Annotated in this window: 20 protein-coding genes and 1 pseudogene; 17 read left to right on the top strand and 4 right to left on the bottom strand. The window is 62.4% G+C overall.

The window, feature by feature from the left end; genetic code table 11:
* Window positions 1-152: 152 nt before the first annotated feature.
* The 7 genes and pseudogenes from JF616_07450 (at window position 153) to JF616_07420 (ending at window position 7,092) form a co-directional block, all read left to right on the top strand.
* Entirely contained in the window at window positions 153-965 is an 813-nt protein-coding gene (locus JF616_07450; protein MBW8887579.1) for an SUMF1/EgtB/PvdO family nonheme iron enzyme, read from the top strand.
* 59 nt (window positions 966-1,024) lie between these two features.
* Window positions 1,025-1,870, top strand: a complete 846-nt coding sequence (locus tag JF616_07445; protein ID MBW8887578.1) for a hypothetical protein — start codon at window positions 1,025-1,027, stop codon at window positions 1,868-1,870.
* 267 nt (window positions 1,871-2,137) lie between these two features.
* Window positions 2,138-2,548, top strand: coding sequence for a prepilin-type N-terminal cleavage/methylation domain-containing protein (locus tag JF616_07440; GenBank protein ID MBW8887577.1), 411 nt, complete (start codon window positions 2,138-2,140; stop codon window positions 2,546-2,548).
* 62 nt (window positions 2,549-2,610) lie between these two features.
* Window positions 2,611-2,718: pseudogene (locus tag JF616_07435) on the top strand (prepilin-type N-terminal cleavage/methylation domain-containing protein).
* Window positions 2,719-3,111: 393 nt separating this feature from the next.
* Entirely contained in the window at window positions 3,112-5,106 is a 1,995-nt protein-coding gene (locus JF616_07430; GenBank protein ID MBW8887576.1) for a hypothetical protein, read from the top strand.
* A gap of 193 nt (window positions 5,107-5,299) precedes the next feature.
* On the top strand, window positions 5,300-5,503 hold the full coding sequence (locus JF616_07425) for a hypothetical protein (GenBank protein ID MBW8887575.1): 204 nt from the start codon (window positions 5,300-5,302) through the stop codon (window positions 5,501-5,503).
* Window positions 5,500-7,092 (top strand): DUF4301 family protein, encoded by a 1,593-nt coding sequence (locus tag JF616_07420; GenBank protein MBW8887574.1) that lies wholly within the window; start codon window positions 5,500-5,502, stop codon window positions 7,090-7,092. Before JF616_07425 ends, JF616_07420 begins: the two co-directional genes overlap by 4 nt.
* Here the strand turns inward: JF616_07420 and JF616_07415 are convergent.
* Entirely contained in the window at window positions 7,040-8,257 is a 1,218-nt protein-coding gene (locus JF616_07415; protein MBW8887573.1) for a hypothetical protein, read from the bottom strand. The genes JF616_07420 and JF616_07415 overlap by 53 nt on opposite strands.
* A 192-nt stretch (window positions 8,258-8,449) precedes the next feature.
* Window positions 8,450-9,595 carry a S1/P1 nuclease gene (locus JF616_07410; GenBank protein ID MBW8887572.1) on the bottom strand — a complete coding sequence of 382 codons (1,146 nt, stop codon included), beginning with the start codon at window positions 9,593-9,595 and terminating at the stop codon, window positions 8,450-8,452.
* A gap of 320 nt (window positions 9,596-9,915) precedes the next feature.
* Here JF616_07410 and rpiA point away from each other — a divergent pair, with 320 nt between their 5' ends.
* Genes rpiA through JF616_07395 form a run of 3 tightly spaced genes read left to right on the top strand, consistent with a single transcriptional unit; the run spans window position 9,916 to window position 12,908 of the window.
* Entirely contained in the window at window positions 9,916-10,596 is a 681-nt protein-coding gene (gene rpiA, locus JF616_07405) for a ribose-5-phosphate isomerase RpiA (protein ID MBW8887571.1), read from the top strand.
* 14 nt (window positions 10,597-10,610) lie between these two features.
* Window positions 10,611-11,201 carry a DUF502 domain-containing protein gene (locus JF616_07400; GenBank protein MBW8887570.1) on the top strand — a complete coding sequence of 197 codons (591 nt, stop codon included), beginning with the start codon at window positions 10,611-10,613 and terminating at the stop codon, window positions 11,199-11,201.
* A 15-nt stretch (window positions 11,202-11,216) separates the two neighbouring features.
* Entirely contained in the window at window positions 11,217-12,908 is a 1,692-nt protein-coding gene (locus JF616_07395; protein MBW8887569.1) for a DegQ family serine endoprotease, read from the top strand.
* 31 nt (window positions 12,909-12,939) lie between these two features.
* Here the strand turns inward: JF616_07395 and JF616_07390 are convergent, their stop codons facing one another.
* Entirely contained in the window at window positions 12,940-14,064 is a 1,125-nt protein-coding gene (locus tag JF616_07390) for a DUF1080 domain-containing protein (GenBank protein MBW8887568.1), read from the bottom strand.
* A gap of 407 nt (window positions 14,065-14,471) precedes the next feature.
* On the opposite strand from JF616_07390, the gene JF616_07385 reads away from it, so the two are divergent.
* From JF616_07385 to JF616_07370, 4 genes are all read left to right on the top strand, one after another.
* Complete coding sequence (locus tag JF616_07385; GenBank protein MBW8887567.1) at window positions 14,472-15,341, top strand: flagellin; 870 nt, start codon at window positions 14,472-14,474, stop codon at window positions 15,339-15,341.
* Window positions 15,342-15,389: 48 nt separating this feature from the next.
* Window positions 15,390-15,818, top strand: a complete 429-nt coding sequence (locus tag JF616_07380) for a flagellar assembly protein FliW (GenBank protein ID MBW8887566.1) — start codon at window positions 15,390-15,392, stop codon at window positions 15,816-15,818.
* The gene (gene csrA / locus JF616_07375; GenBank protein MBW8887565.1) at window positions 15,818-16,057 is read left to right on the top strand and encodes a carbon storage regulator CsrA; all 240 of its coding nucleotides are present in this window, start codon (window positions 15,818-15,820) and stop codon (window positions 16,055-16,057) included. The genes JF616_07380 and csrA overlap by 1 nt, the downstream gene beginning before the upstream one ends.
* A 140-nt stretch (window positions 16,058-16,197) precedes the next feature.
* A complete protein-coding gene (locus JF616_07370; protein ID MBW8887564.1) occupies window positions 16,198-17,253 on the top strand; it encodes an SMP-30/gluconolactonase/LRE family protein in 1,056 nt (351 codons plus the stop codon).
* Here the strand turns inward: JF616_07370 and JF616_07365 are convergent.
* Window positions 17,191-18,732 (bottom strand): PQQ-dependent sugar dehydrogenase, encoded by a 1,542-nt coding sequence (locus JF616_07365; protein ID MBW8887563.1) that lies wholly within the window; start codon window positions 18,730-18,732, stop codon window positions 17,191-17,193. The genes JF616_07370 and JF616_07365 overlap by 63 nt on opposite strands.
* A 395-nt stretch (window positions 18,733-19,127) precedes the next feature.
* On the opposite strand from JF616_07365, the gene JF616_07360 reads away from it, so the two are divergent.
* Genes JF616_07360 through JF616_07350 form a run of 3 tightly spaced genes read left to right on the top strand, consistent with a single transcriptional unit; the run spans window position 19,128 to window position 22,729 of the window.
* The gene (locus JF616_07360) at window positions 19,128-20,219 is read left to right on the top strand and encodes an SMP-30/gluconolactonase/LRE family protein (protein MBW8887562.1); all 1,092 of its coding nucleotides are present in this window, start codon (window positions 19,128-19,130) and stop codon (window positions 20,217-20,219) included.
* Window positions 20,220-20,236: 17 nt separating this feature from the next.
* Window positions 20,237-21,172 carry a DUF1080 domain-containing protein gene (locus JF616_07355; GenBank protein MBW8887561.1) on the top strand — a complete coding sequence of 312 codons (936 nt, stop codon included), beginning with the start codon at window positions 20,237-20,239 and terminating at the stop codon, window positions 21,170-21,172.
* Between the two features lie 12 nt (window positions 21,173-21,184).
* On the top strand, window positions 21,185-22,729 hold the full coding sequence (locus JF616_07350) for a VCBS repeat-containing protein (protein MBW8887560.1): 1,545 nt from the start codon (window positions 21,185-21,187) through the stop codon (window positions 22,727-22,729).
* Window positions 22,730-22,813: the final 84 nt, after the last annotated feature.

The raw sequence follows: 22,813 nt of genomic DNA, 5'->3' as shown, positions 1-22,813 counted from the left end.
GCCAAACCGAGCCTCCTCCCCCGGCAACCGTCGCTCCAAGCGGGCACGCGGGGCCCGCCCCCGAACCTCCCGCGCCAAAGCCGGAAACCCTGCCTGCGCCCCCGGCGCCCAAGCCGATTAAACCCACCGCACCCAAACCGAAACCGCCCGTCATGCCTAAGTCCCCCGACTCGGCTAAAGCCCGCGTACTGGCGCCGGCGGATTCGGGACCCTACCTATGGGCCGATCCCTGGGGCGGCCGCCATTTCGATTCGGTGCGGGTGACCCTGCATTGTAGGCAAGGCTGCGTGGTGCTGTACTCGCTCACCGATAGCATCAACTTCAAATCGTACGAAGACACCTTGGTCTTCAAGCGGAACGCGACGCTCTGGATTTCCGGAATCGATTCCTTGGGGCGGCAGGCCCAGCCTATCCGCGTGGACTACGTGATCGAGCGGAACCCGGGCGACTGCGCGGGCGAGAGCGTGCCCGTGACCTCGGCCGCGGGCGCGGTTTGCATGGACAAGTACGAATGGCCGGATAGCGAAGGATCGATCCCGCGCGCCTTCGTGAACCATAAGGAGGCGGAGGATTCCTGCCGCGCGGCGGGGAAACGCCTGTGTACCGCGTCGGAATGGAAAGAGGCCTGCCAGGGGCCCGACCACGATGCCTACCCGTACGGCGCGCGTTACCGTGAGAACGATTGCCCCGCCAAAGAGACCGAGGCCGCGCGCTCCGGCCGCTTTCCGGTTTGCCGATCCTATTACGGCGTCTACGACATGGCGGGGAACCTGTGGGAATGGACTTCCACTCCCGCATCCGATCCGGACTTCTTCATGGTGGCGGGAGGCAATTGGACCACCGGCAACGAAGCCACCTGCGCCTTGGCCAAGTTCAGTTTCTATCCGGCGGTGCGCTATCCCTTCGTGGGCTTTCGCTGCTGCCAGGAGCCGTCCAAGGGGAAAGCTCCCCCTAAGAGCCCTTAAATCGGGGTGAGCCAAGCCGCGGCTTGAGGCCGGAAAAGGGGTATTGTATACTGGCCCCCATGGAAGCGCCCGTTTCCGCGCCCCCAGCGCGCGATCGTACCTGGCTTGGTTTGATCTTCCTCGCCCTGCTGCTTGCGGCTTCGATGTGGTTGGTGCGCCAGGCCGATGATACTAAGTCAGCGGATTGGAACGAGGAAAAGTTGACCTATTTGCCTTCGGGCAAACTCCTGAAGCCTATGGTGCTGGATTTCGACGAGGCGGCGGCCGATCTTCTATGGATCGATGCCATGATGTACTTCGCCGACGCCTACCTCAGCGGGAAGAGCGACGCCTGGCTGGGGCATATGTTGGACATCATCTCCCAGCTCAACCCGAGGTTCTACCAGGTCTATGAATTCAGCGGGACCGCGCTCGCGAAAAACAAGGGGCAGCTGCGGCAATCCCTCGCCCTGCTCGACCGCGGCATCGGGCAATTTCCCAAGGACTGGAAGCTCCGGGTGTATGCGGCCATGGCGCGATTGGGACTCGATTCCGGTTACGCGGCGGCGGCGGAGTACCTCCGGCCGGTGACATTGGACGCGGATGTACCCGATCATATCCGCACCCTGTGCGCCACTTTCTTATCGAAAGGCGGCGGCCGCAAGGTGGCCCTCGCCTTTCTAGTGGATCGATGGCTGAATTCCAGCAATGCCATCAACCGCGAAATCTTCGTGCAAAAGATATTGCGGCTTTATCCTGGCGGGCCGCAACCCGAACCAAAGCGCCGCGAGATGATCAACAAAATCCTCCAGGAAGTCTCCTACGAACCCTCCATCCAGATGGTAGGGCTGGGGGTGATGCATCAATACCTGACCGACAGCGTGGATGCCGCCGGTCGACGCCTCATTGATTTATTGGAGAAATGAGCGGAGCGGTCCGCGAATTCCTACCGCAAATTCCCCTTCCGCCGCTGGTCCCGCTTCGCATTTCCCGATCCCCATTCGCAGATTGCGAAATAGGGCGCCAGTTCCGCGGTAGGGCTTTTGGAGGCGAACGGGCTGGAACGCTTGAATCCGGCCTTTCCCTGGTCTCGGCATCCTTGGCATCGCCCTTACGCTTGCCCAGGCCACGGGAGAAACGCTAAGATGGACCATAAATTGGGCCATCCCCAAACTTGGCAAAAGGAGTAGCGAATGAAGTTTCAAAAAGGGTTCACCCTCATCGAGCTGATGGTAGTCATCGTCATCATCGGTATCTTGTCGGCTCTTGCGGTGCCGAAGATGTTCGGCACGAGCGCGAAGGCCAAAGCCGCCGAGGTTCCGACCGTCATCTCGAACTGGGAATCATTGCAAAGCGCGTACATCCAGGAGCGGGGATCGGTCGGCGACGAAGCTGCCATCGGTTTCCACAATCCGGGCGCCGAATCAAAATGGTTCACTTATGATGGCAACACCGCGGCCGGTACCATGACCGCAACGCCCCCTGTCGCTTTCGGCAACTGCGCCGTAGGAGACCAATTCATTTCGATATATAATGCCACGACTGACCTGGCCGACCATAGCACCTCGCATGGTACCTGCCTGAGCTACACGCCCAATTTCTAGGACTTGGCACGAGCCGGAAACCTAGCCGGCGGATAACTTAAAAGGAAAGGTCGAAGTAAATTATGTTAACCCATGAACAGGAGAACCGGAAAATGCAAAAGGGATTCACTTTAATCGAGCTTATGGTCGTGATCGTCATCATCGGTATCTTGTCCGCGCTGGCGATTCCGAAGATGTTCGGGGTAAGCGCCAAGGCGAAGGCGGCGGAAGCCCCTGGCGTAATGGCCAACTGGGAAACCTTGAACAGCGCCTATTCGCAAGAGACCGGCGGCGGCGGCCTCCCTGCCGTAATCGGCTTCCAGACCCCGGTCAGCAAGTGGTGGAACTATACCATCGTAGCCCCTACGGCCACGCGGCTTACCGCGCAAACCGTCGCCGGTTACGGCGCTTGCACGGCCGGAAAGAATATGTTTTCCGACTACACTCCCGCTACCGATGTCTTCGCGCATGATAAATCGAACCTGGACGCGAATTGCCAGACCTACATCCCCAACTTCTGACCGATTGGGTGATATAATGTCCTTCGGGACCCGGAATTCTCCGGGTCCTTTTTTTTGCCCCCCATGCCCATGCGTTTAAAGAAAACCCTCGTCTTCCTCGCATTGGTCCTCACCTGGGCCGGCGCCCTCGCCATCTCTTCCGCGTTACCGCATCCAGGCGACCTTAAAGCCCCCCTCATGTTGCTTGGGATGACCGTGCTGGCCCTGCTCTACCTGCCCCATTTGCGCGCCTCGCGCGCCCTGGTTCCCTTCCTCTGTTTCTGGCTGCTCGCTTACTTCCGCATCTCCCATCTGGCGGTCTTCCAGGAAACCGCAGTGGCCCTGGTAGGGCTGCTCTTGGCTTTCCTGCTGGGATTCGTGCGCGCGCCCCTGGCCCAGAAATGGCTTATGCCGCCGCTGGTGCTCCTGTGCGTATTGCGCGGCCTATTGGACATGCTGACCCTTTCGCACCTGGGGGAGGGGCCCGCTGGTACGCTGGGACGCCTCGACGCCGCCGCCAGCTATTACGCCACCTCCTTCTTCGCCGACAAGCATTTGTTCGGTTGCATGCTCATCCTGGGCGCCTTCCTGCACTTCTACCTGATGGAGAAGAATCGCGATCCGAAGCGTCCGGTGCAAGTGCTGCTCTATTGCTCCAGCCTGCTGGTGTTGCTCACCTTACTGCTGGTCGATTCGCGCTTGGCCCAAGGCGCCTTCTTCGCCTGCTTCCTGCCGCTACTGTTCCTGTCGGTCAAGCTCGATGGCCGGGAACCGCGCATCGAACGGTTGGCCTGGATCACCGGCATCACCTTGAGCCTGGGGCTGGCCTGGATCAATCTTCCCGAGATGCAGATGAGGAAAATGGCCGCCGCCCTGGCCCCGTCCTCGCCGGGTTTCCTGCCCTGGGCTTGGTCCTCGGCCTGGCGCACCTGGTTGGCGCAGCCGTACTTCGGCGGCGGCATCGGCGGCTTCCGCTTCGCATCGGTCCCCTTCCAAGGCCCCTGGCCGGCCCAAGCCGCCTCTGCCGACCTTCCCATCCTGTTCCACGCGCAGAACCATTTCCTGGAAGCGCTCGCCGAAGGCGGCGCGGTCTACCTGATCTTGGAGCTGATGCTCATTTTCGGGGCCGCCTATGGCCTGGCGAGAACGTATTACCGCGAGTGGCGCATCGAGGCGAAGTACGCTTTCTTCTCGCTCGCCGCCTTATGCCTCATGGGTTGCTTCTCCGCCGTCCTGGAACAGGCCCCGGCGCGTATGGCCTTTTGGGCCCTCATCGGATACGGTTGGTCCTTCTTGGCCGCGGGCCTGCCGGCCCGGCGCATCCCCATCGTGGCCCGGAATCTTGCGGGCGGCGCGCTGGCGGCATTAGCCTGCCTGCACCTGTCCCTGCGCGTTCCCGAGCTGCTCTCGGATCATTGGACGCTCAAAGCGGAAGCCGCGGAAGAGAGCGACAGCCGGGGGTTCACGGATTATCTGGTGAAGGCGCTACACCTGAATCCTACCAACGAGGAAGCCAATTACGCCTATGCGCGCGTGATGGCCGGTTTCCGCCGCGAAGAGGATGCGGTCAAGAGGATAGAGTACGTGCAGAACTTCGCTCCCGATCCCAAACGGCGCGATCAATCCCTGGCCCGGCTCTACTCGACCTTGGATCGGTACGATTCCAGCGCCAAATACGCCCGCTCCATGCTGGAGTGGTATCCCGGCCATCTGCCCGCGATGGAGATCCTCATGGAGGGATTCGATCACGAAGGCCTTTGCGGCGAAATGGATTCCTTGCGCGCCGTCGCCATGGCCATGGAGGATCGTTATCCTCCGCCTCCGGCCCGCGAATACACGGCCTCGGGTTTGGACAGCCTCTTCGGCACCAACCGCGACGTCCTTTTCGTGCAACGCTGGTTCGGGGGCAAGGCCCTGCGGCGTCGCTTCGTGGAAAGCCGCCTGGACGCCTACGCCCGCCTGACGCGCGATCACGATCGTTTTACCTTCCTCAAGGAAGCGAGCTGCGGAAGCCGACCCGATAAGGCCCGTAAACCCGCCCGCTCGCGGACGCGTTTCTTGTACCGCGGTTGGGGATAGCGGTTTCATCGACTACCATGGGCGCGCCTACGAGGAAGGCAGGAAAATCCGGATGAAAGACGGCTTCCGGGCCTTATGGGTGATCTTCAAGTACGGGCTGTTCCTGCGCCGATTGGATTGAGGCGGCATTCCCGCAACCCGCCGGGGCGCTCTGGCGCTGGCGCCGGGCCGGCGGATATTTATCTTCTCTCCCATGGAAAAGCGGAACGAGGCGGCATGGATGCGGGGCGGGGCCGCGTTATCCCTGGCCCTGTCGGCCCTGTGCTACGCGTTTCGCCGCCGCATGCCGGGGCGCATCGCCATGGGGTTCGCGGTGGCCTTCCTGGAACGCATCCGCGAAGACCGCCTGGCGGCCCGGGTCCATGAGGTGCTCGCCCGCTCCGGGAGGCAAGGCTGAAGCCGTCCCTGGATCCCTCCCACGTCTTCGCCGAGAGGGATCGCGCCCAACTGCACGCCCATGGCCTCACGGAAGAGCGCGCGCTGGCCCAACTCGAGGCCTTCCGCGCGGGGAGCAGGCCGACCGTCCTCGATCGCCCCTGCACCGTCAACGATGGCATCGTCCGCTTGTCGCAAGCGGAGGCCGATAACCTCGCGGCCCTCTGCTCCGCCGCAGCCGCCCAGGGCCGTTGCCTTTTTTTCGTACCCGCCTCGGGCGCGGCCACCCGCATGTTCAAGGGCTTGTCCGCCATCCGGCAACGCTCCGATCGACCCGATCTCGCTGGCCTGGCCAAGGAAGCCCATCGCAACGCCGATGCGCGCGAAACCTGGGAATGGTTCACCCACGTGCGCGAGTTCGCCTTCTATCCTCCCCTGCGCGCGGCGGTGGCCCGATCCGGCGCGGATCCGGAAGCCAGCTTGGCGGCCGGGGACTACGGAACCTGGTTGGACGCCTTGCTGGGTCCCCAGGGTCTCGGTTACGCCGACCAACCCAAGGCCTTGATCCCCTTCCACGCTTCGCCCCAAGGTCCGCGCTTGGCGCTGGAGGAGCATCTCGCGGAAGCCTTCGCGCTTGGCCGCGATGCGGCCGGCCGGTGCCGCCTCCACTTCACCGTCTCTCCCGAGCACGAGGCCGCCATCCTGGCCGCCTTGGATCGGGCGCGGCGCCCCTACGAAGCGGAAGGCGTGCGTTTCGAGATCAGCCTTTCCACCCAGAAACCGTCCACGGACACCCTCGCCGCCGACGCGGAGAACCAACCCTTCCGCGATGCGGATGGGCGCCTGTTCTTCCGGCCGGCCGGCCACGGGGCCTTACTGGAAAACCTCCACCATACCGGCGGGGACCTGGTCTTCATCAAGAACATCGATAACGTGGTTCCCGAGTCGCGGCGCGCGCCGGTCTTGGCTTTCCGCCGCGTGCTGGGCGGCTACCTGGCGCATATGCAGGAACGCATCCACGCCTACAGCCGCGCGCTCGCGTCCGACCCGGACCTCCGCCTGGTGGAAGAAGCCGCCTTTTTCGCGGGTCAACGCCTGGGGGCGGTTCCGCCGGCGCCTTTGCAGGCCCCGCCCGCGAACGCGGAGGCGGTCGCGGCCAAGGCCGCATGGCTGGCGCGCGCCTTCGCCCGACCCTTACGCGTATGCGCCATGGTCAGGAACACCGGCGAGCCCGGCGGCGGTCCCTTCTGGGTGCGGCATCCCGACGGCAGCCTGCGGCCGCAAATCGTCGAAACCGCGCAAGTGGACCTTTCCCAATCGGCGCAACGGAAGATCCTGGAATCGGCCACGCATTTCAATCCGGTGGACATCGCTTGCGCCCTGCGCGATCCCGAGGGCCGGCCTTACCAGTTGCAGGACTTCGTGGATCCCTCGGCCGCGCTCATCTCGGAGAAATCGAAGGACGGAAAGCCGCTGAAAGCCCTGGAGCTGCCGGGCCTATGGAACGGATCGATGGCCTATTGGAATACGGTCTTCGTGGAAGCGCCGCTGGAGACGTTCAATCCGGTGAAGACGGTGAACGACCTGCTGCGGGAGAATCACCGGGGTTGAGCGGCGCTGCATCCGCAGCGGGGGCGGCGTCCGCCGTCCGCGACAACTCCGCCGCCGCAACTTGCCCCACCGACGGCAACGAAAACATGGTGATGGAATTGTTGTAGATGGCCCAATTCCGGAAACGCTCCGCCGAATCCTTGTCGCTGTCGAAACGCCAATTGGGTTCGCCGGCGTATTGCTTGTCCTCGTTGAACCAGACGAATACCCTTATGGCGGGATCGGCGTTGAAGTGCGCGAAGAAATCCTGGATCCATTCCGCCTTGCCCGGCCCCTCGGCGCAGCCGATCTCGGTGATCCAAAGCGGCTTCTCCGGGAAATGCGTCTTTAGCGCGTCCAGCGAGGTCCGGAAAACGTCGGCATAGGATTTCCAGCGGTGGTACCGCGAATGATTGTCCCCGAAGTTGTAACCGTCCAGGCCCACCACGTCCACGTACTTGTCGCCGGGATAATACGGGAGCAGATCCTTCTTCACCGTGCGATCGCCCCACACCACGTTGGCGCTGAATACCCAACGCACGTTGTCGGCCTTCTCTTCGCGGAAAATCTTCCACGCCCTCCGCCAGGCTTTCGTGAACTTGTCCGGCTGCTCGCCCCATGCCTGCCAGTCGCCGTTCATCTCGTAGCCGAAGCGGTAGTAGATGATGTCCCGGGCCGCCCGCGCGTCCTTCGCGAAGCGGCGGAAATAGCCGTCCCAGCGCCCGGCCAGGATGGAGTCGAGCGTATGCGTGTCCCCGTGATCCGCGTAACGGACCAATTCCTGGGAGAGCACGCTCTTGATGCCCCGCCGGGAATTGTAGGCGACGATGTCCTTCGGGAAACCCATGTCCCGATCCACGAAGTACATGGCGTAGGTGGGGCTGATGCCCAAGGCGTCGATTTCCCCCTGCAAACCGGCCTGGTAGGTGGAGTCCTTGTTCCACTGATAGATCCCGAAGGCCTTGGCGTTGCCCGCCAAAGGGTTCCCGTCCGGGTCCGGATCCGCGGCGGGATCGACGTTCTTTTCCATCGCCGTCTCCTTGGCCCCCGCCGGCGCGCGATCACCGGGCGCATGGCCCAAGCAGCCGGCCAATAGGGCGGCCGCGGGCAGCCAGGCGGCCGCGGGGCGGAAGGAAATCGATCCAGGGTAGAAAAGGCGCACTACCTTGATTATATCGGCAAACATCCGTTTATTACCACCTCGCGCCGGCACGCGCGCGAAAGCGGTTACGGACGCAAAAAAGCCAAACCGGGAAAAGGCCTAAGATGGAGGCACTTGGGGCCGTTTCCGATTCGCAAGATACCAAGAGCCGCCTGCGCGGCCCGTAAGGACGGGGCGCGGGGGTCTGCTAATGATCAGGGAAAGGTCAGCGAATCGTCAAGGCCGGGGGCAACCTTGATGGAGCGTTTTATCCGGCGGAGGGATGTCGGAGGTAACCAGGTTCTTCTTGCGGATCCGCTTCACGTCCGCGCACCCGGAGTAATGGTACACCTTGGAGTTGGCGCTCCAGGCGTAGCGCGCAAGTTCGGTATTCCCGCGCTTGGCCTTGGCCGCATGCCCTGCCTTCGGTACGGCGGGGGTCGAAGCCGTTTCGTCATCGTCCCCTCCTTCGCGCAGGCTGTCCGCATGGGTGAAATAGGCCGCGGCCCCGGGAGCCCCGCCGGGCGGGGCCCGCGCGGCGGGTTGTCCCGATCCGGGATCCAGGGCTCGATTGAGGACGAAGGCCAGGCGCGCTCCCGCACGCTTGAGCTGGGCCAGGCTGGTCAGGGTCGCGGCGCGCACATAGTCGCGATCCAATTGCACTTTCTTCCCCTTGGGGATGCGCTTCCCGTGCAGGAGATAGCAAGCGGGCGACAAAGCGTGGGTCTCCATCGCCCAGCGCGAGGGGGTACCTTGCGCGTTACGGGACAGCCAGGCGGGATCGGCGGCGATCTCGCGCTCCAGCATCGCCTTCACGCTGTCGACGGGCAACCGCAAGCGTTCCAATAGCACGTAGTCCCAGACAGCGTGCAAGGCATAGGTGCGGCGATTCACCTTCACCTGCGCGAGGTTGCCGCCTTTATCGTGGTCCTCGCCCGCGTGTAACGGTTGGTGGAGATCGCCGACCAGATGCACTACCCATTTCAGCGCCTCCTCGCGGGCGTAGCGATCGGCGCCGGGATCCGCCAGCACCGCCATTTCCTTATCCAAAGCGGTGACCGCATTCGGGGTATCGGCGCGCGCGACGTCGGGATGGGCATCGTCGATCTGGAAGGTGATGTAATGCCAGGGCCGGGTCGCCGGCCGCAAGGTGCGGATTTCATCGGCCCAAGTGGAGGCGGCGGCCAGGGATGTAGGACCACCGCCTTCTGGCCCCAGTAATACTTTCACTTGCGCTTCGGCCTTGGGCGTCAGCATGTCTTCGGCCAAGGCGCCGACCACTTGATGGCCGAACTCGCCCCAGGGCCAGGCGGGAAGGGCGGCAGCGAGACAAGCCGTCGCGATCGATACTCGAAACGATTTCCTGCCAACGATTTCAAGCAACGAATTCATACTAATGGCTATCAATTTTCCCGGACAGACTGGTTATTTGCTTTGAGGTGCGATTCGAGGAGCCAGGGAGGCGGATTCAGCTCCGCCTCCCTGGCCTGATTGAATGGGCCGTTATTACCCGCGCAACGGACACCACTCGAGGGACTCATAAGATAAGATTTTGGGTTCCGATTGCAAGCGACTTCCCGGGCACGTGGTTTTATTTGCCGCCCTTTTAACCCGATTTTCCGGAACCCCCGTTTGAGCCCAGGCGCATTAGTCTAAATTTTCGCTTCAGCCTTATCCAAGGAGATGGCTTGGACCCCAAGCAAATGGTAGGCCTCAAGGCCGCGGCGGAAGCCCGGGACGGCATGGTAGTGGGACTGGGGACAGGGTCCACCGCTACCTGGTTCATCCGGGAATTGGGCCGACGGATCCGTGATGAAAAGCTCTCCATATACGGAGTTTCCAGTTCTTTCGCCTGTTCCTTACTCGCCAAAGCCGAGGGTATTCCCTTGTTGCCGCCGGATCAAGCCGATCGAATCGATCTCTATGTCGACGGCGCGGACGAGGTTTCCCCCGAGAAAGGGCTGATCAAAGGACGGGGCGCGGCGATGGTGGGGGAAAAGCTCCTGGCCGAGGCTTGCGACCGCTTCCTCGTCATCGTGGATGAGGGAAAACTCGTGACCCACTTAGGCGCCAAGTTCCCGGTACCCGTGGAAGTGATGCCCGCCGCCGCGCGCCTGGTCCAGAAAGGGATCCGGGCCCTGGGCGGCCAAACCGTGCTGCGGATGGCGACCGGCGGGAAGGATGGGCCCGTGGTCTCCGATAACGGCAACCTCATCCTGGACGTGACTTTTTCAGGCGCCGCAGGCGCCGGGCCGGATTGGAAGGCCTTGGACGCCGGCCTCAACGCCTTGCCGGGCGTGGTCGGGCACGGCCTCTTCCTCCGTTATGCCGCCAAATCCACCGTGCTGGTCGGGTCGCCTTCCGGCGTCCGCGAGATTACCTGATGGCCCGCGGGTTCATGAAGGGCCTTGTCGGCAACTTCCTCAAAGGCGTCCTCACCCTGGCGCCCCTCATCGTCACGGCTTGGGTCATCTTCACCGTCTTCGCCAAGATCGACGGATGGCTGCATCTTCCCATCCCTGGCTTGGGGTTCGTCATTACCATCCTCTTCATCGTGCTGGTGGGCGCGCTGGCCTCCAACATTTTCTTCTCCAAACTGTTCACCTGGTTCGAGCGCATCATGTCGCGCCTGCCGGTGGTGAAGCTGATGTATTTCTCCATCAAGGATTTGATCAATTCCTTCGTGGGCGAAAAGAAGATGTTCAACCGCCCGGTGATGGTGGCCCTGGGGCATTTGCCCATAGGCACCGAGACGGCGCCCGCGCCGCCGGGAAGCGATATCAAGCTGCTGGGCTTCGTCACCGCCGATACCTTGGAGATGATCCCCGAAGCCGCCGATCGCGTGGCTGTGTATATGCCGCAGTCGTACAACATGGGCGGATACCTGATGCTGGTGCCCCGCGACCGCATCACGCCCCTGGCTTCGGCGGAAAGCGCCAAGCTCTTGGCCTTCATCGTCTCGGGCGGTGCGGCCCGCGGCCCGGCTTAGTCGTATACTGGGGTTATGCCTTCCCGTTTCGCCGCCCCGCGTCTCGCGACCACCTGTCTCACGGCCCCGCGTTTCGCGGCCCTCTTCATAGGCGCCCTGTGCTTGTCCGCCTGCCGTCCCGACAAGATCCTGCCGGCCCGCGGTGAACATCCCGATCCGGGTCCCGATCGACCCGGCGCCAGCGCTCCCGGGCCTGAAGACGCGGGACGCGAAGATGCGTCGACGGGTGAAGACATCGTATTCGATTCCTTGCCCGCCTCCGCCAAGCCGCGCTTGCCCCCGGGCCTGCACGACTTCCAGCAAATCTTCGCCGACGCCGCCGAGAAGGCCATCCCGGCGGTGGTCAGCATCACCAGCGAGCATGACGTTCCGGCCTCGGAACCGGGCCGGTACGACGATTATCTGGAGAACGGGCCTTTCCATTATTTCTTCGGGAGCCCCGATGGGTCCAGGGGCGGCGGCCCCTCGAGAGATGGCGGCGCATCGAAAGACGGGGACCCGTCCAGGGAGGGGGGGTCGGGCCTGCGGTCCCGCAAGGAGACCGGCCTCGGGTCGGGAGTGATCATCAGTTCCGGCGGATACATCCTGACCAATAACCATGTCATCGAAGGGGCGGACCGGGTCAAGGTGCGCCTCTCGGACGAGACCGAGTACATCGCCTCGGTGGTGGGCGCGGACAAGCCCAGCGATTTGGCGGTGGTGAAGATCAAGGCCAAGCTGGGCAAGCTGCCGACCCTGCCGCTGGGCGATTCGGACAAGCTACGCATCGGCGAATGGGTGCTGGCGGTGGGCAATCCGTACGGACTCTCGCATACGGTCACCACCGGGATCATATCGGCCAAGGGCCGCAAGAATACCGGCATCAACAATTACGAGAACTTCCTCCAGACCGACGCCGCCATCAATCCCGGCAACTCCGGCGGCGCCCTCATGAACCTGTCCGGCGAATTGATCGGCATCAACACCGCCATCTTTTCCCGCAGCGGAGGCTACCAGGGCATCGGCTTCGCCATCCCCATCAACATGGCCAAGAAAATCACCCGCGATTTGATCCGCGACGGCGAGGTGACGCGCGGCTGGCTGGGCGTATCCATCCAGCCCCTCGATCCCGATGCCGCGCAGTCCCTCAAGCTCAAGGCCCGCGACGACGGCCAAGCCCCGCGTGGGGCGCTGGTGGGCGGGGTCGTGCCGGGCAGCCCGGCGGAGTTGGCGGGGCTCAAGCGCGGCGACGTGATCGTGAAGGTCGGCGATGCGGAGATCCAGGATGCCAGCGATCTGCTGAACCGTATCGCCCTGCTGATCCCCAACCAATTCGTGGACGTACGGGTACTGCGGGAGGGCATTACCCTGGACTTCAAAACGCGTATCGCCAAGCGTGACGAGAAGCGCGTAGCCGGCGCCCACGTCGAATCCGATGAGGATGCCCGGCATCCGGCCGGCCTCTCGGTCGCCCGCCTGTCGCGGGAAGTAAAGCAAAGGTTCGGCCTGGATAAGGCCCTGGGGCGAGGCGTGGTCGTGACCGCCGTGGAGGCGGGTAGCCGGGCGGCTACGGCGGGCGTGCATGAAGGGGACGTGGTCCTGGAGGTGAACCGCGTGGCCGTGGACGATGCCGAGGCCTTCGCCGTGGCGATGGCCCAGGCGAAGAAGGGGAACAAGATCCTGATGCTGGTAAACCGTAAGGGAAACGTGCTGCTATTGGGCTTGTGAACCGTGGCCCCACGTTACCCTGGGACGCGCTTCATGGGACGGCCAAACGCCGGGTCAGGGACCCATTCGCCGCCGAAAGCTTGACGTAATAGACGCCTCCGGGCAGTCCCGGCATGGCGGCTTCCCGCGCTCCCGAGGGGACCTCCCGCGAGGAAACCCTGCGGCCATCGCCTCCGAAGATTTCCATCCGGCGCGATTCGCGGGCGGGGGCGAAGGTGGCGAAGGCCGGGCTGATCGCGAAACGCGCGTCTTCTCCCGCTGGCTGCCCGACGTTAACGGTGTTGCAGGCCGCCGGATCGTTGTGAACGAAATAGCTCTTGTAGTTGGGATTCCCCGCGGTCATGCAGCCTTCCAGGTTCACGATCTCGATCCTGCGGAAGCGGTAGGGCGCGGTTTCCGCCTGGATGGCGATGTACCCGCTCTTGAGCGCTGTCCCGTTGGCAGGGGTGTTGGCGGGTGGATTGTTCACGTTCCCGGTATAGTACACGGGACGGTAATAGGTGAGAACGGGGGTACCCCCGGCGCCTTTTCCGTTATAATGGCGTATGATGGAATCGCTCATCACCAAAGCCGATGCCCAAGCCCAAGTATCGGCAGCCGGTGAAGGGCTACTGCTTGCCGAAATGTCCGTGCAGTGGGTGGTGTTTACGGAACCCCCGGTAGCCGTGGCGTAATAGGCAGTGCCCGGCGTACAGAGGTTCAAGGTCGCTCCGTTCTTGGATCCCTTGAGCTGGCACTCCAGGCTGATGGGATAGTCCTGGTTCAGGGTCATGGTGGCCATGGATTGGGAATGCAACATCAGACCGTTGTTCTGGACCGCCCAGCTCGGGCCCCCGGAAACCTGGTTGGCGCCCGGCGAGTATTCCGCCCGCAGCAGGTAATAGGAATACGCCTTCGTCTTGTTGATGGCATGCCCCCACTCGTTGTTGAAGCCGGTATAGCCGCTATAGTCCACCATCAGCAGGCTGTCCTTCACGTAGAAGGTGTTCTTGTAATTGTCGTTCAGCTGATGCCCGGTGAACTTGATGTCCCAATCCTTCAAGTCCACCCGGTTGAACATCTGGACCCAATCGGTGTCGTTCGGCCCGCAGACGCCCCGCGAAAGCGCCGCCAAAGCCACCCCGATGATCACGCCGAAAGCCTTCCTGATTTCCATGCCCTGCCCTTCCGATCGATGCTTACGATAGCGGATCGTCCCCCGCTCCGGACCGGCCGATATGCGCCGATGCCCCAATTTATCTCCGAAAAAATTCCCGCGCGGCCGGCTTTTCCGCCCTCGTCCCCGCCTCGGCTTTCCGTCAAGCGTAAGGTTATGCGTTTTTCCCCACGCAGTGCCGCCAGCATCTGCGCCTGCGTAGGGTCGGAAGCCCCAGGGAGAGCGGGCATGCCTGGCCCGGCAGAAAATGCCCTTTCGGCCCCTGGCCGCGCCGGGGAACGCCGGTCGATTCAAAGCGACCAGGGTCATCCTAGCGTGATTAGAAATTTGGCTTTGTCTTTGCTTTGTCCTCTTTGCAGCGATGGGGCCAGGGAATTGGGCCCATCCGACCGACCAAGGAGGGACGCATGACCCGCATCAACCATAACATCACGGCGATGATCACATCGAACTCGTTGGCCCAGAACACCGACGGCTTGGACGCATCGCTGCAAAAGCTGTCGACGGGCCTGCGCATCAACCGCGCCGCCGACGACGTGGCGGGACTTTCCGTCTCCGAAAAGATCCGCACCCAGATCCGCGGCACCGCCCAGGCCATCCGCAATGCCAATGACGGGACCGCCTTGCTGAATATCGCCGAAGGCGCTTGCGGCGAGGTTTCGGACATGCTCCAGCGCATGCGCGAATTGGCGGTCCAGTCGGACAACGACACCTTTTCCACCGTCGAGCGCGGCTATATGGATCAGGAGTTCCAGTCCTTGATGCAGGAAATCCAACGCATCTCCCAAAGCACCCAATACAACGGCATGACCTTGCTCGACGGGGAACCGGGATCCTTCGGGGCCATGGGCGGGACCAGCTCCATCCTGCAAATCGGGGCAAACTTCAACGGCGGAAACGTCCTGGGCACCATCGATACCTTGCCCGTGACCATCCAGCCCATCACCCTGGGGGCCCTCGGCATCCCCCCGAACCTCACCGCCATCACCAACCGCAATGGCGCCTTCGCCGCCATCGGCGCGGTGGATGCGGCCATCCGTTCGGTGAGCATGGTGCGCTCCAGCCTGGGCGCGGTCATCAACCGACTCGATCATGCGGTCAAGAACCTGCAGGTTCAAGACACCAACATGACTTCGGCCGAGTCCGCCATCCGCGACGTGGACTTCGCGAAGGAGATGACGGAGTTCACCCGCAACCAGATCCTCACCCAGAGCGCCACCTCCATGCTGGCGCAAGCCAACCAGGCGCCGCAACACATTCTCGAACTCTTGAAATAAAGGACGGGCCGAAGGATAATGGAAAGCGCGGAAGGGACCCGGATCAGGATGGCAAGTACACAGAAAATCACGTCCAGCGGCGTTCCCTGGACCGAAGACCAGGTAATCCGCTTCTCGGCGGGCCTCCCCGGATTCGAACACGCGCGCAAGTTCATCATCATGTCCGTGCCCGAGCACCAGCCCTTCCATTGGATGGAATGCGTGGACGAAGGCAACAACATCCGCTTCGCCGTCATCAATCCCCTCGCCTTCCGGCCCGATTACCAGCCCAAGATCAAGAAGGAAGACCTGGCGGCCCTGGACATCAAGGATCCGAAGGATCTTCTGCTCTACGTCATCGTCACCCTGCGCACGCCGTTGGTGGAATCCACCGCCAACCTGATGGGCCCGCTCTTCGTCAACATCCGCGATCGGGTGGGCAAGCAGATCATCATCGAGAACGACGCCTACTCGCTGCGGGAACGGATCATACCGTAATGCTGATCCTGACCCGCAAGGTGGGAGAGTCCATCCGCATCAACGAGAACGTCTGCATCACCGTGATGGAAGTGGACGGGAAGAACATCAAGCTGGGCATCGAGGCGCCGAAGGAGATCTCCATCCACCGGGAAGAGGTGTTCCGGCGCATCAAGGAAGAGAACCAGAAGGCGGCCACCGGCAAGGATGGCGGCGCGGCCGACCTCGGGGCGCTTTCGGATTTGTTCAAGAAAAAATGATCGGCTAATCCGGCTGTACCGTCCGGTACGGTCTACGTTGCGCTCCGCGGTCGCTCCCGCATTCGCGGTCGTGCAGCATTTGGGAACCCCATAACCGGCGAACGTATTACCTTTCCCTGGCAATGACCAAGGGAAATCCAATGCGCATATCCACGCTTAAAGCCTTCGCCGCCGCCCTGTCCTTGGCCGCCATCGCCGGCGCCCAATCGCCCCACACCCTCAGCCCCGACCTCGCCGATCCGGGCACGCCGGTCCTGATCCCGCGCACCGGTGGCGGCGGCTCTAACGTGTTCGGCGAAGGCGTGGTCGCCGATTGGCAAGGCAATGTCTACTTCGGCGAGCAAACCCAGAGCAATAAAACCATGCAGTTGAAAGCGGGCCAGGACACCGCCAAATTCTGGCGGCAGGCCGCCGATAATCCCAGCGGGATGTGGCTGGACCCCCAGAACCGGATCGTCATCTGCCAGCAGCACGCCATCGTGCGCGTCAAGGCGGGCGCCGCGTTCGACAACCAGACCGACACCCTGTACAAGGCGACCGGGCAGGACTTCAACGACGTCACGGGCGATTCCAAGGGCAACCTGTTCTTCACCAACTATATGGGTAGCACGGTCTTTTTCCGCAATGCCGCCACGGGCGAGACGAAGACGGTGTTCACCAACATCAGCAGGCCGAACGGAATCGAGTGGGACGAGGAGCGGAAGCGGCTCTACCTGCACGAATTCGGGATCGATACCGTGACCACCTACGACGTAGGCGCCGACTATTCCCTTTCCAACCGGAAGTTCTTCTCCGCCGTCGCGGCCTGCGACGGGATCACCCTGGATGAGAGGGGCGACGTCTTTTCGGTTTCCTATTCGACCGGCGTGGTGCACGCATTCGATCCGGACGGGAAAGCACTGGGGGAAATCTCCATCCTGGGCCAGCAAATGACCAACATCGGTTTCGGGGGCGCCGATTTCAAGACCTTGTACATGGTCACGATCCGGGGGCTGTACAAATTGCCGATGAAGGTGAAGGGGTATAAGAGCGGGCAGCCGGTGATTTCCATCGCGAATCCGGTTCGTTACCGGGACGAGATGAACGAGGCTGCCATGCGGATTTTCCGGCTGGATGGCCGCCGGATCGCGCCGTTATCGGGGCTTGGCCGCTTCCCAATGGACCAACAGAACCTTATCCGCCGTTCCGGCGGGTAGCTCGGCGACGTCGGGACCCTCGCTCAGGCCGCGCCGATAGGACCACATTTTCTTCCCTTCCAGGTCGAAAAGGGTGAAGCCGGAGTATCCCGCGGGCACCTCCAATCGGCTGCGGCCAGTCATTACGGCGGGCAAGGATCCCTCCCGAACCAGTCCGTTAGGCGCCCTGATGGCTACGCTGGGGAGGCAGGTTCCCGTGTATTCCACCCGGCTTAGCAATTGGCTCGTGTATTCGAACATGTACAAACCCCCATCGGGGCCGATTTTCATGTCCGAGACGGAACTGTAGCTCAGGTCGGCGAATACCGGCTGCACGTCTACGGCCTTCTCCCCTTTCGCGTCGAAGGCGACGGCTTTTATCCATTTCATGTAATAATCGGTGATGATCGCGTGGCCATCGAAGTGGGGCGGCAGCTTGTAGGTGGCGGGAAGGCTGCCGTTGTACCGGTAGATAGGGCCGGCAACGGGGACGATTTCCGATCCCACGGTGAATCCCGGCCAGGGGTTATACCCAGCCTCCCGGCTGTATTGGACCAGGGAACCGCGGGTAGGCGGAAGGTTTTGCAGACCGGTGTTGTATTTGGAATCGTTGACCGGGGCCAGCGAGTCGAAGAGAGGACCCGTCTTTTTGGCGACATAGTCGTATTTCGGGTAAGGCAGGTTAGGCCCCGTGAACATGGGCCAGCCGGCATTCCCGGCTTGGGTGAACAGGTTGAATTCCTCCCTGCCCGCGGGGCCCTTATCGGCGGACGCGGTGGTGGCATTGGGGCCCACCTCCCCCCAGAACAGCCAACCCGTAACGGGATCGATGTTCAGGCTGAAGGGATTGCGGCAACCCATGACGTAGATTTCCGGCCGCGTCCCGGCCGTGCCCGGCGGGAAGAGATTGCCGGCGGGAATATCGTAAGTCCCTCCCGGCGCCGGGGCGGGGGCGGGATCGTCCTCGGAAAAAGGCCTCGGTTTGATCCGGAGGATCTTCCCGCGCAGGTCGTTGGTATTGGCGGAAGATCGCAAGGCGTTGAACGTAGGATCGGTTTCATTGATGTTCGCGTACATGCCCGAGAAATAGGCGTTCTCGCCAATGCCCACATATAGGTTCCCGGCCGCATCGAAACCCATGCCGCCGCCGCTATGGTCCATGTTGTTCCTCTGCGTGCCCCACTCCAGCATGAGCCGCTCCGAGGCCGGATCCATAACATTGTTCTTGAGGGTATAGCGGCGGATCTGGGCTTCCTGGCTGTCACCCGCGAGCGGCTTGTAGGAGTAGAGGTAGATGCGGCCGTTGGTCACGAAGCCGGGGTCCAGCGCCATCCCGGCCACGCCCCAGATGTAGCCCCCGATGCTGTCGGGCTTGCCGGCATCTATTTGCGTGCCGGTCTTGGGATCGTATACGCTGACCTGGGCGCTTGTCCCCGCGGCGACGATTCGTCCGTCCTGGGCGATGGCGAATTTGGTACGACCGCTGCCGGTGAAATCCATTATCGAGGTCTTACGGAAATCGCCCGCTTTCAGATCCGCGCAACCGGGATACGAAAGGGTTTGGCCCGTACCGTTTCTAGCGAGAAGGGCCACAGCCAGGGCGGCGCCACGAAGTAGGGATCGTTTTGCTTCCATCCTGGGAAGAAACCGCCGCGCTAAGGAGGGGGCGTGTCCCTATCGGCATATTCCGGATTTTCATCGCGGACCCCGGCCAATAAATACCGGCTCATGACGAGATTCCCGGCTTGCGTCCGGAATATACGGGAATAGGAACAGTGCCGGAATGTCCGGAAGTCGAACGCACGAAACCGGCACTCACGGTATTTTAAGAATCCGAACGGGGGCCGGAATCTTCCCGGCCGGGGACTCCAGCAAAGAGGTACATGCGGATGGGAATGGGGATTCGGAAACCGATGTTGTGGGCGGGATTGTTATGGGCCGCCCCGAGCGTACATTCAGCCCATCAGGTCAATCTTCCCGCCTCCCTGGCGGCGCCGGGCGCCCAGGTCGTCGATGTCCATGTCGGCCTTTCCTATTCCGAAGGCGTGAACGTGGATCCCGACGGGAACGTTTTCTTCTCCGAGGATCCGGACGTGGACAACGGCCGCATCTGGAAGATCACCCCCCAGGGAGTGAAATCGGTATACAAGGATCCCAGCCGCGGATCGAACGGGCTGGAATTCGACAATGAAGGCCGATTGCACATCTGCATGCACGACAGTTTGCTGCGGGTGGAAAAGGACGGCAAGGTTACGGTGCTGCACGCCTCCACGCCGAGCGCGTCCATCGGCCGCGTCAACGATCTTTCCATCAATTCCGCGGGCGCCGTTTTCTTCACCAACCTGAACGGCAATACCCTGTTCTTCCGGAATACCGCCGGGACGATCACCACGCGCACCTTCCAAGGCGTCAACGGCGTGGAATGGATCGAAGAGAAGTCCATCGTGTATGTGGCTTCCGGCGGGCTCCAGAAGTGCAAGGTGGACAATGCCACCGGCGTGCTTTCGAATTGCGCCGTCTTCGTCGCGAGCCCCAACGGGGACACCGACGGCCTGACCGTGGACGTGCTGGGGAACGTATGGCACGCCAACTGGGGCCAGGGAAAAGTCTTCGTAAGCGATTCGACGGGCAAGGAGCTGGGGAGCATCAGCATCGACGCGGCTCCGGTGGCGGCCCCCAAACGGTCCACCAGCGGCGCCATGGGCAATACCGACAACTGCCATTTCGGCGGGCCCGACAACAAAACGCTCTTCATCACGGGAGATGGCGGATTGTATAAGATCGATCTTCTGGTTGCGGGCAGGAACCGCCCGGGTTGGCCCACGTCTTCGAGCCGCATCTTGATTCCCACCGTTCGCGCGGCCGGCTTGCGTACGGGCGACCGCCTGGCAGACCCGGCGCGGTTCCTGCTCGAAGCCGGAAAAGGCATCGCGGTGGGCGCGGATGGACGGCGGGCGGTCTTGTCGGCCGTCCCGGAAAAGCGATAAGGGACAGGGGAAAATCGATGGACTTCCGGAGAATCCTGAGCGCCCTTTCCTTTCCCGGATTGGTTTGCCTGTTGCCCTGCCTATCGCCCTCGCTCGGTTTTTCCCAAACCGATACGCCCTTCGTTTCCCTTTTCAACGGCACCGACCTGACCGGTTGGTCGGTCAAGACCGCCGGGACTACCATCAAGGAATTCGCCACCATCAAGGCCGGCTATATCGATCTTGAATCGGCCGGCGGGGCCGGGTGGCAATGGCTGTATTCCGACAAGCAGTATACCGACTTCGACCTGAAGCTGAAATTCTCGGCCCCGACGGGCGAACAGGGCAATAGCGGCGTCAATTTCCGAAGCTTCTGGGATCCCAACGACGCTGGAGGCTATCTCAACGGTCCGCAAGTGGACATCTATACGAACAACAACTGGCGCACGGGCCTGGTCCTGGATATGACCAAGGGGGATGAACGCTGGTTTTGGCCGAACCTGCCCGACTGGACCATCGCCAAGTCCAATGTCACGACTCCCGCGGGATGGAAATTCAATTACTTCCCGGATTGGAACGACCTCGAGATCCGGGTCAAGGGAATGACCGTCAGCACAATCGTCAACGGGATCCCGTACGCGAACTGGAACGGCGAAGGCGTTCTGAACGACGCGCTGCATAAATCCAAGACCGTCGGAAGCACGGGTTATATCGCTTTGCAGGCGCATAGCGATCAGAAGGTGACGATCTATTTCAAGGACATCAAAATCGCGGACTTGGCCACCGTCGCCGTCCGCCAGCCGCTACGGCCATCGGATCGGGGGCTAGGGCCGATGGGACCGGCTTCGCCGGCCGAAACCTATTCCCTGGACGGGCGCAGGACCGCGATTCCCGCCGGGGGAGCCGCATCCGGTTGCGGACTGTTCGTTGTGAAAGAGGCGGGCGCCCGGCGCCTGCAAGCCGTGATCCGTTAGGGGGGAACATCCATGTTACGTAAAATCTCGTACCTCGTACTGGGACTGATCTGTCTGGGACGGACCCAGAGCGGCGATACCGCGAATTGGACCCGGGTAGACGTGAGCACTGAGTTCTTCAACGAAGGCGCCGACTTCGCCGACATCGACAAGGACGGGCATATGGATATCGTCTCGCCCCCGTTCTGGTACGAGGGCCCGGATTGGAAGGTCTCGCACCGTTTCCGCGCCGGCAAAGCCCTTAAGGGCGATTCGGGCGTGTACGGCGGCGGATCGGACGCTCCCTGGCAATGCGAGACTTACGACTTCAACAACGACGGCTTCCCTGATATCCTGACCAATATGGGTCCCTGCTGCGGCTCGGTGGAGTGGTACCAGAATCCCGGCGCGACCGCCCGCACGGCCACCGCCAATTGGACCTCCCACACCATGCTCACCAACTTGGGCGCCGAAAGCCCCCATTTGGGGAACGTGACCGGCGACGGCAAGCCCGAATATATCGTCATGCAAAACAACCAAGTGGGCGTAGGGGAGCAGAATGCGGCGAACCTCACGGGACCATGGACCTTTCGCGCCGTCAGCGAAGTGCGTTCGGGAAACGGGGCCACCGCCTACGGCATCAATTCCCATGGCATCGGGGCCGGCGACGTGAACATGGATGGGCACATCGATGTGTTTTCCATGCATGGATGGTACGAGCAGCCGGCGACTTTGGGTACGGCCCAGTGGACCTTTCACGCGGCGCCCTTCAGCTCGCAGCGTTTTGCCGGGGAGAACCAGGGCGGCGCCCATATGTACGCCTACGACATCGACGGGGACGGCGATAACGACGTGGTGTCGGGCATCCAAGCGCATGCCTGGGGCCTGCATTGGCTAGAGAACGTCGATGGCAAAGGAGGCGAGTGGAAGGAGCACATGATCATGAGCACCCCCGACAGCGCAAGCCTGTACGGGGGCGTGGCCTTCGGCCAGGTCCATAATCTCAACCTCGCCGACATCAATGGCGACGGGCTTCTCGATCTCGTCGCAGGCAACCGCTGGGGTACGCATGGCCCCGTCGTGCCCGGCAACCCCAGCATGATCTACTGGTGGGAATTGAAACGCGGAGCGGGGGGCGCCACCTTTACCCCGCACAAAGTCGAAGGGAACATCGGGGCGGGCTGCCAGATCAAGGTGGGCGACGTGAACGGGGACGGGAAACCGGATATCGTCGTGGGCGGTCGGCGCGGAACCTACGTCTTCCTGAATAAATATCCCGCCACCGCTCTCCTGCCCGGCCCATCGTCGCCGCAAGCCCATAAGGGCCTGTCCATCCTGCGCAGCGAAGGCTCCGCTTCCGGGCAGGTCCTACTGCTGCGCTTCTTGCAGCCCGGCTTCGACAATACCCTGTCGCTTTTCGACGCTGCGGGCAAAGAACACTCCTTCCCCCTGGGCAACCGCAAGGCCGGGGAAACCCTCCCCCTGCACCTGGGCCCGATGCCAGCGGGGTCCTATCTGATGCGTGCGACGCGTGACGGCGAAACCCAGAACCTGGGAACCTTACCTATCAGCCGCTAAGCGGGCGGGTTATCGGCCACCGGTTTATCGCCGCGGGCCAATGGCAGGACCGGGACTTCCCGGAAAATAAACCCAAGAAAAAAG

Source organism: Fibrobacterota bacterium, assembly GCA_019509785.1.
Classification (GTDB): Bacteria; Fibrobacterota; Fibrobacteria; order UBA11236; family UBA11236; genus Chersky-265.
This window is presented reverse-complemented; position numbering and strand designations above follow the sequence as displayed.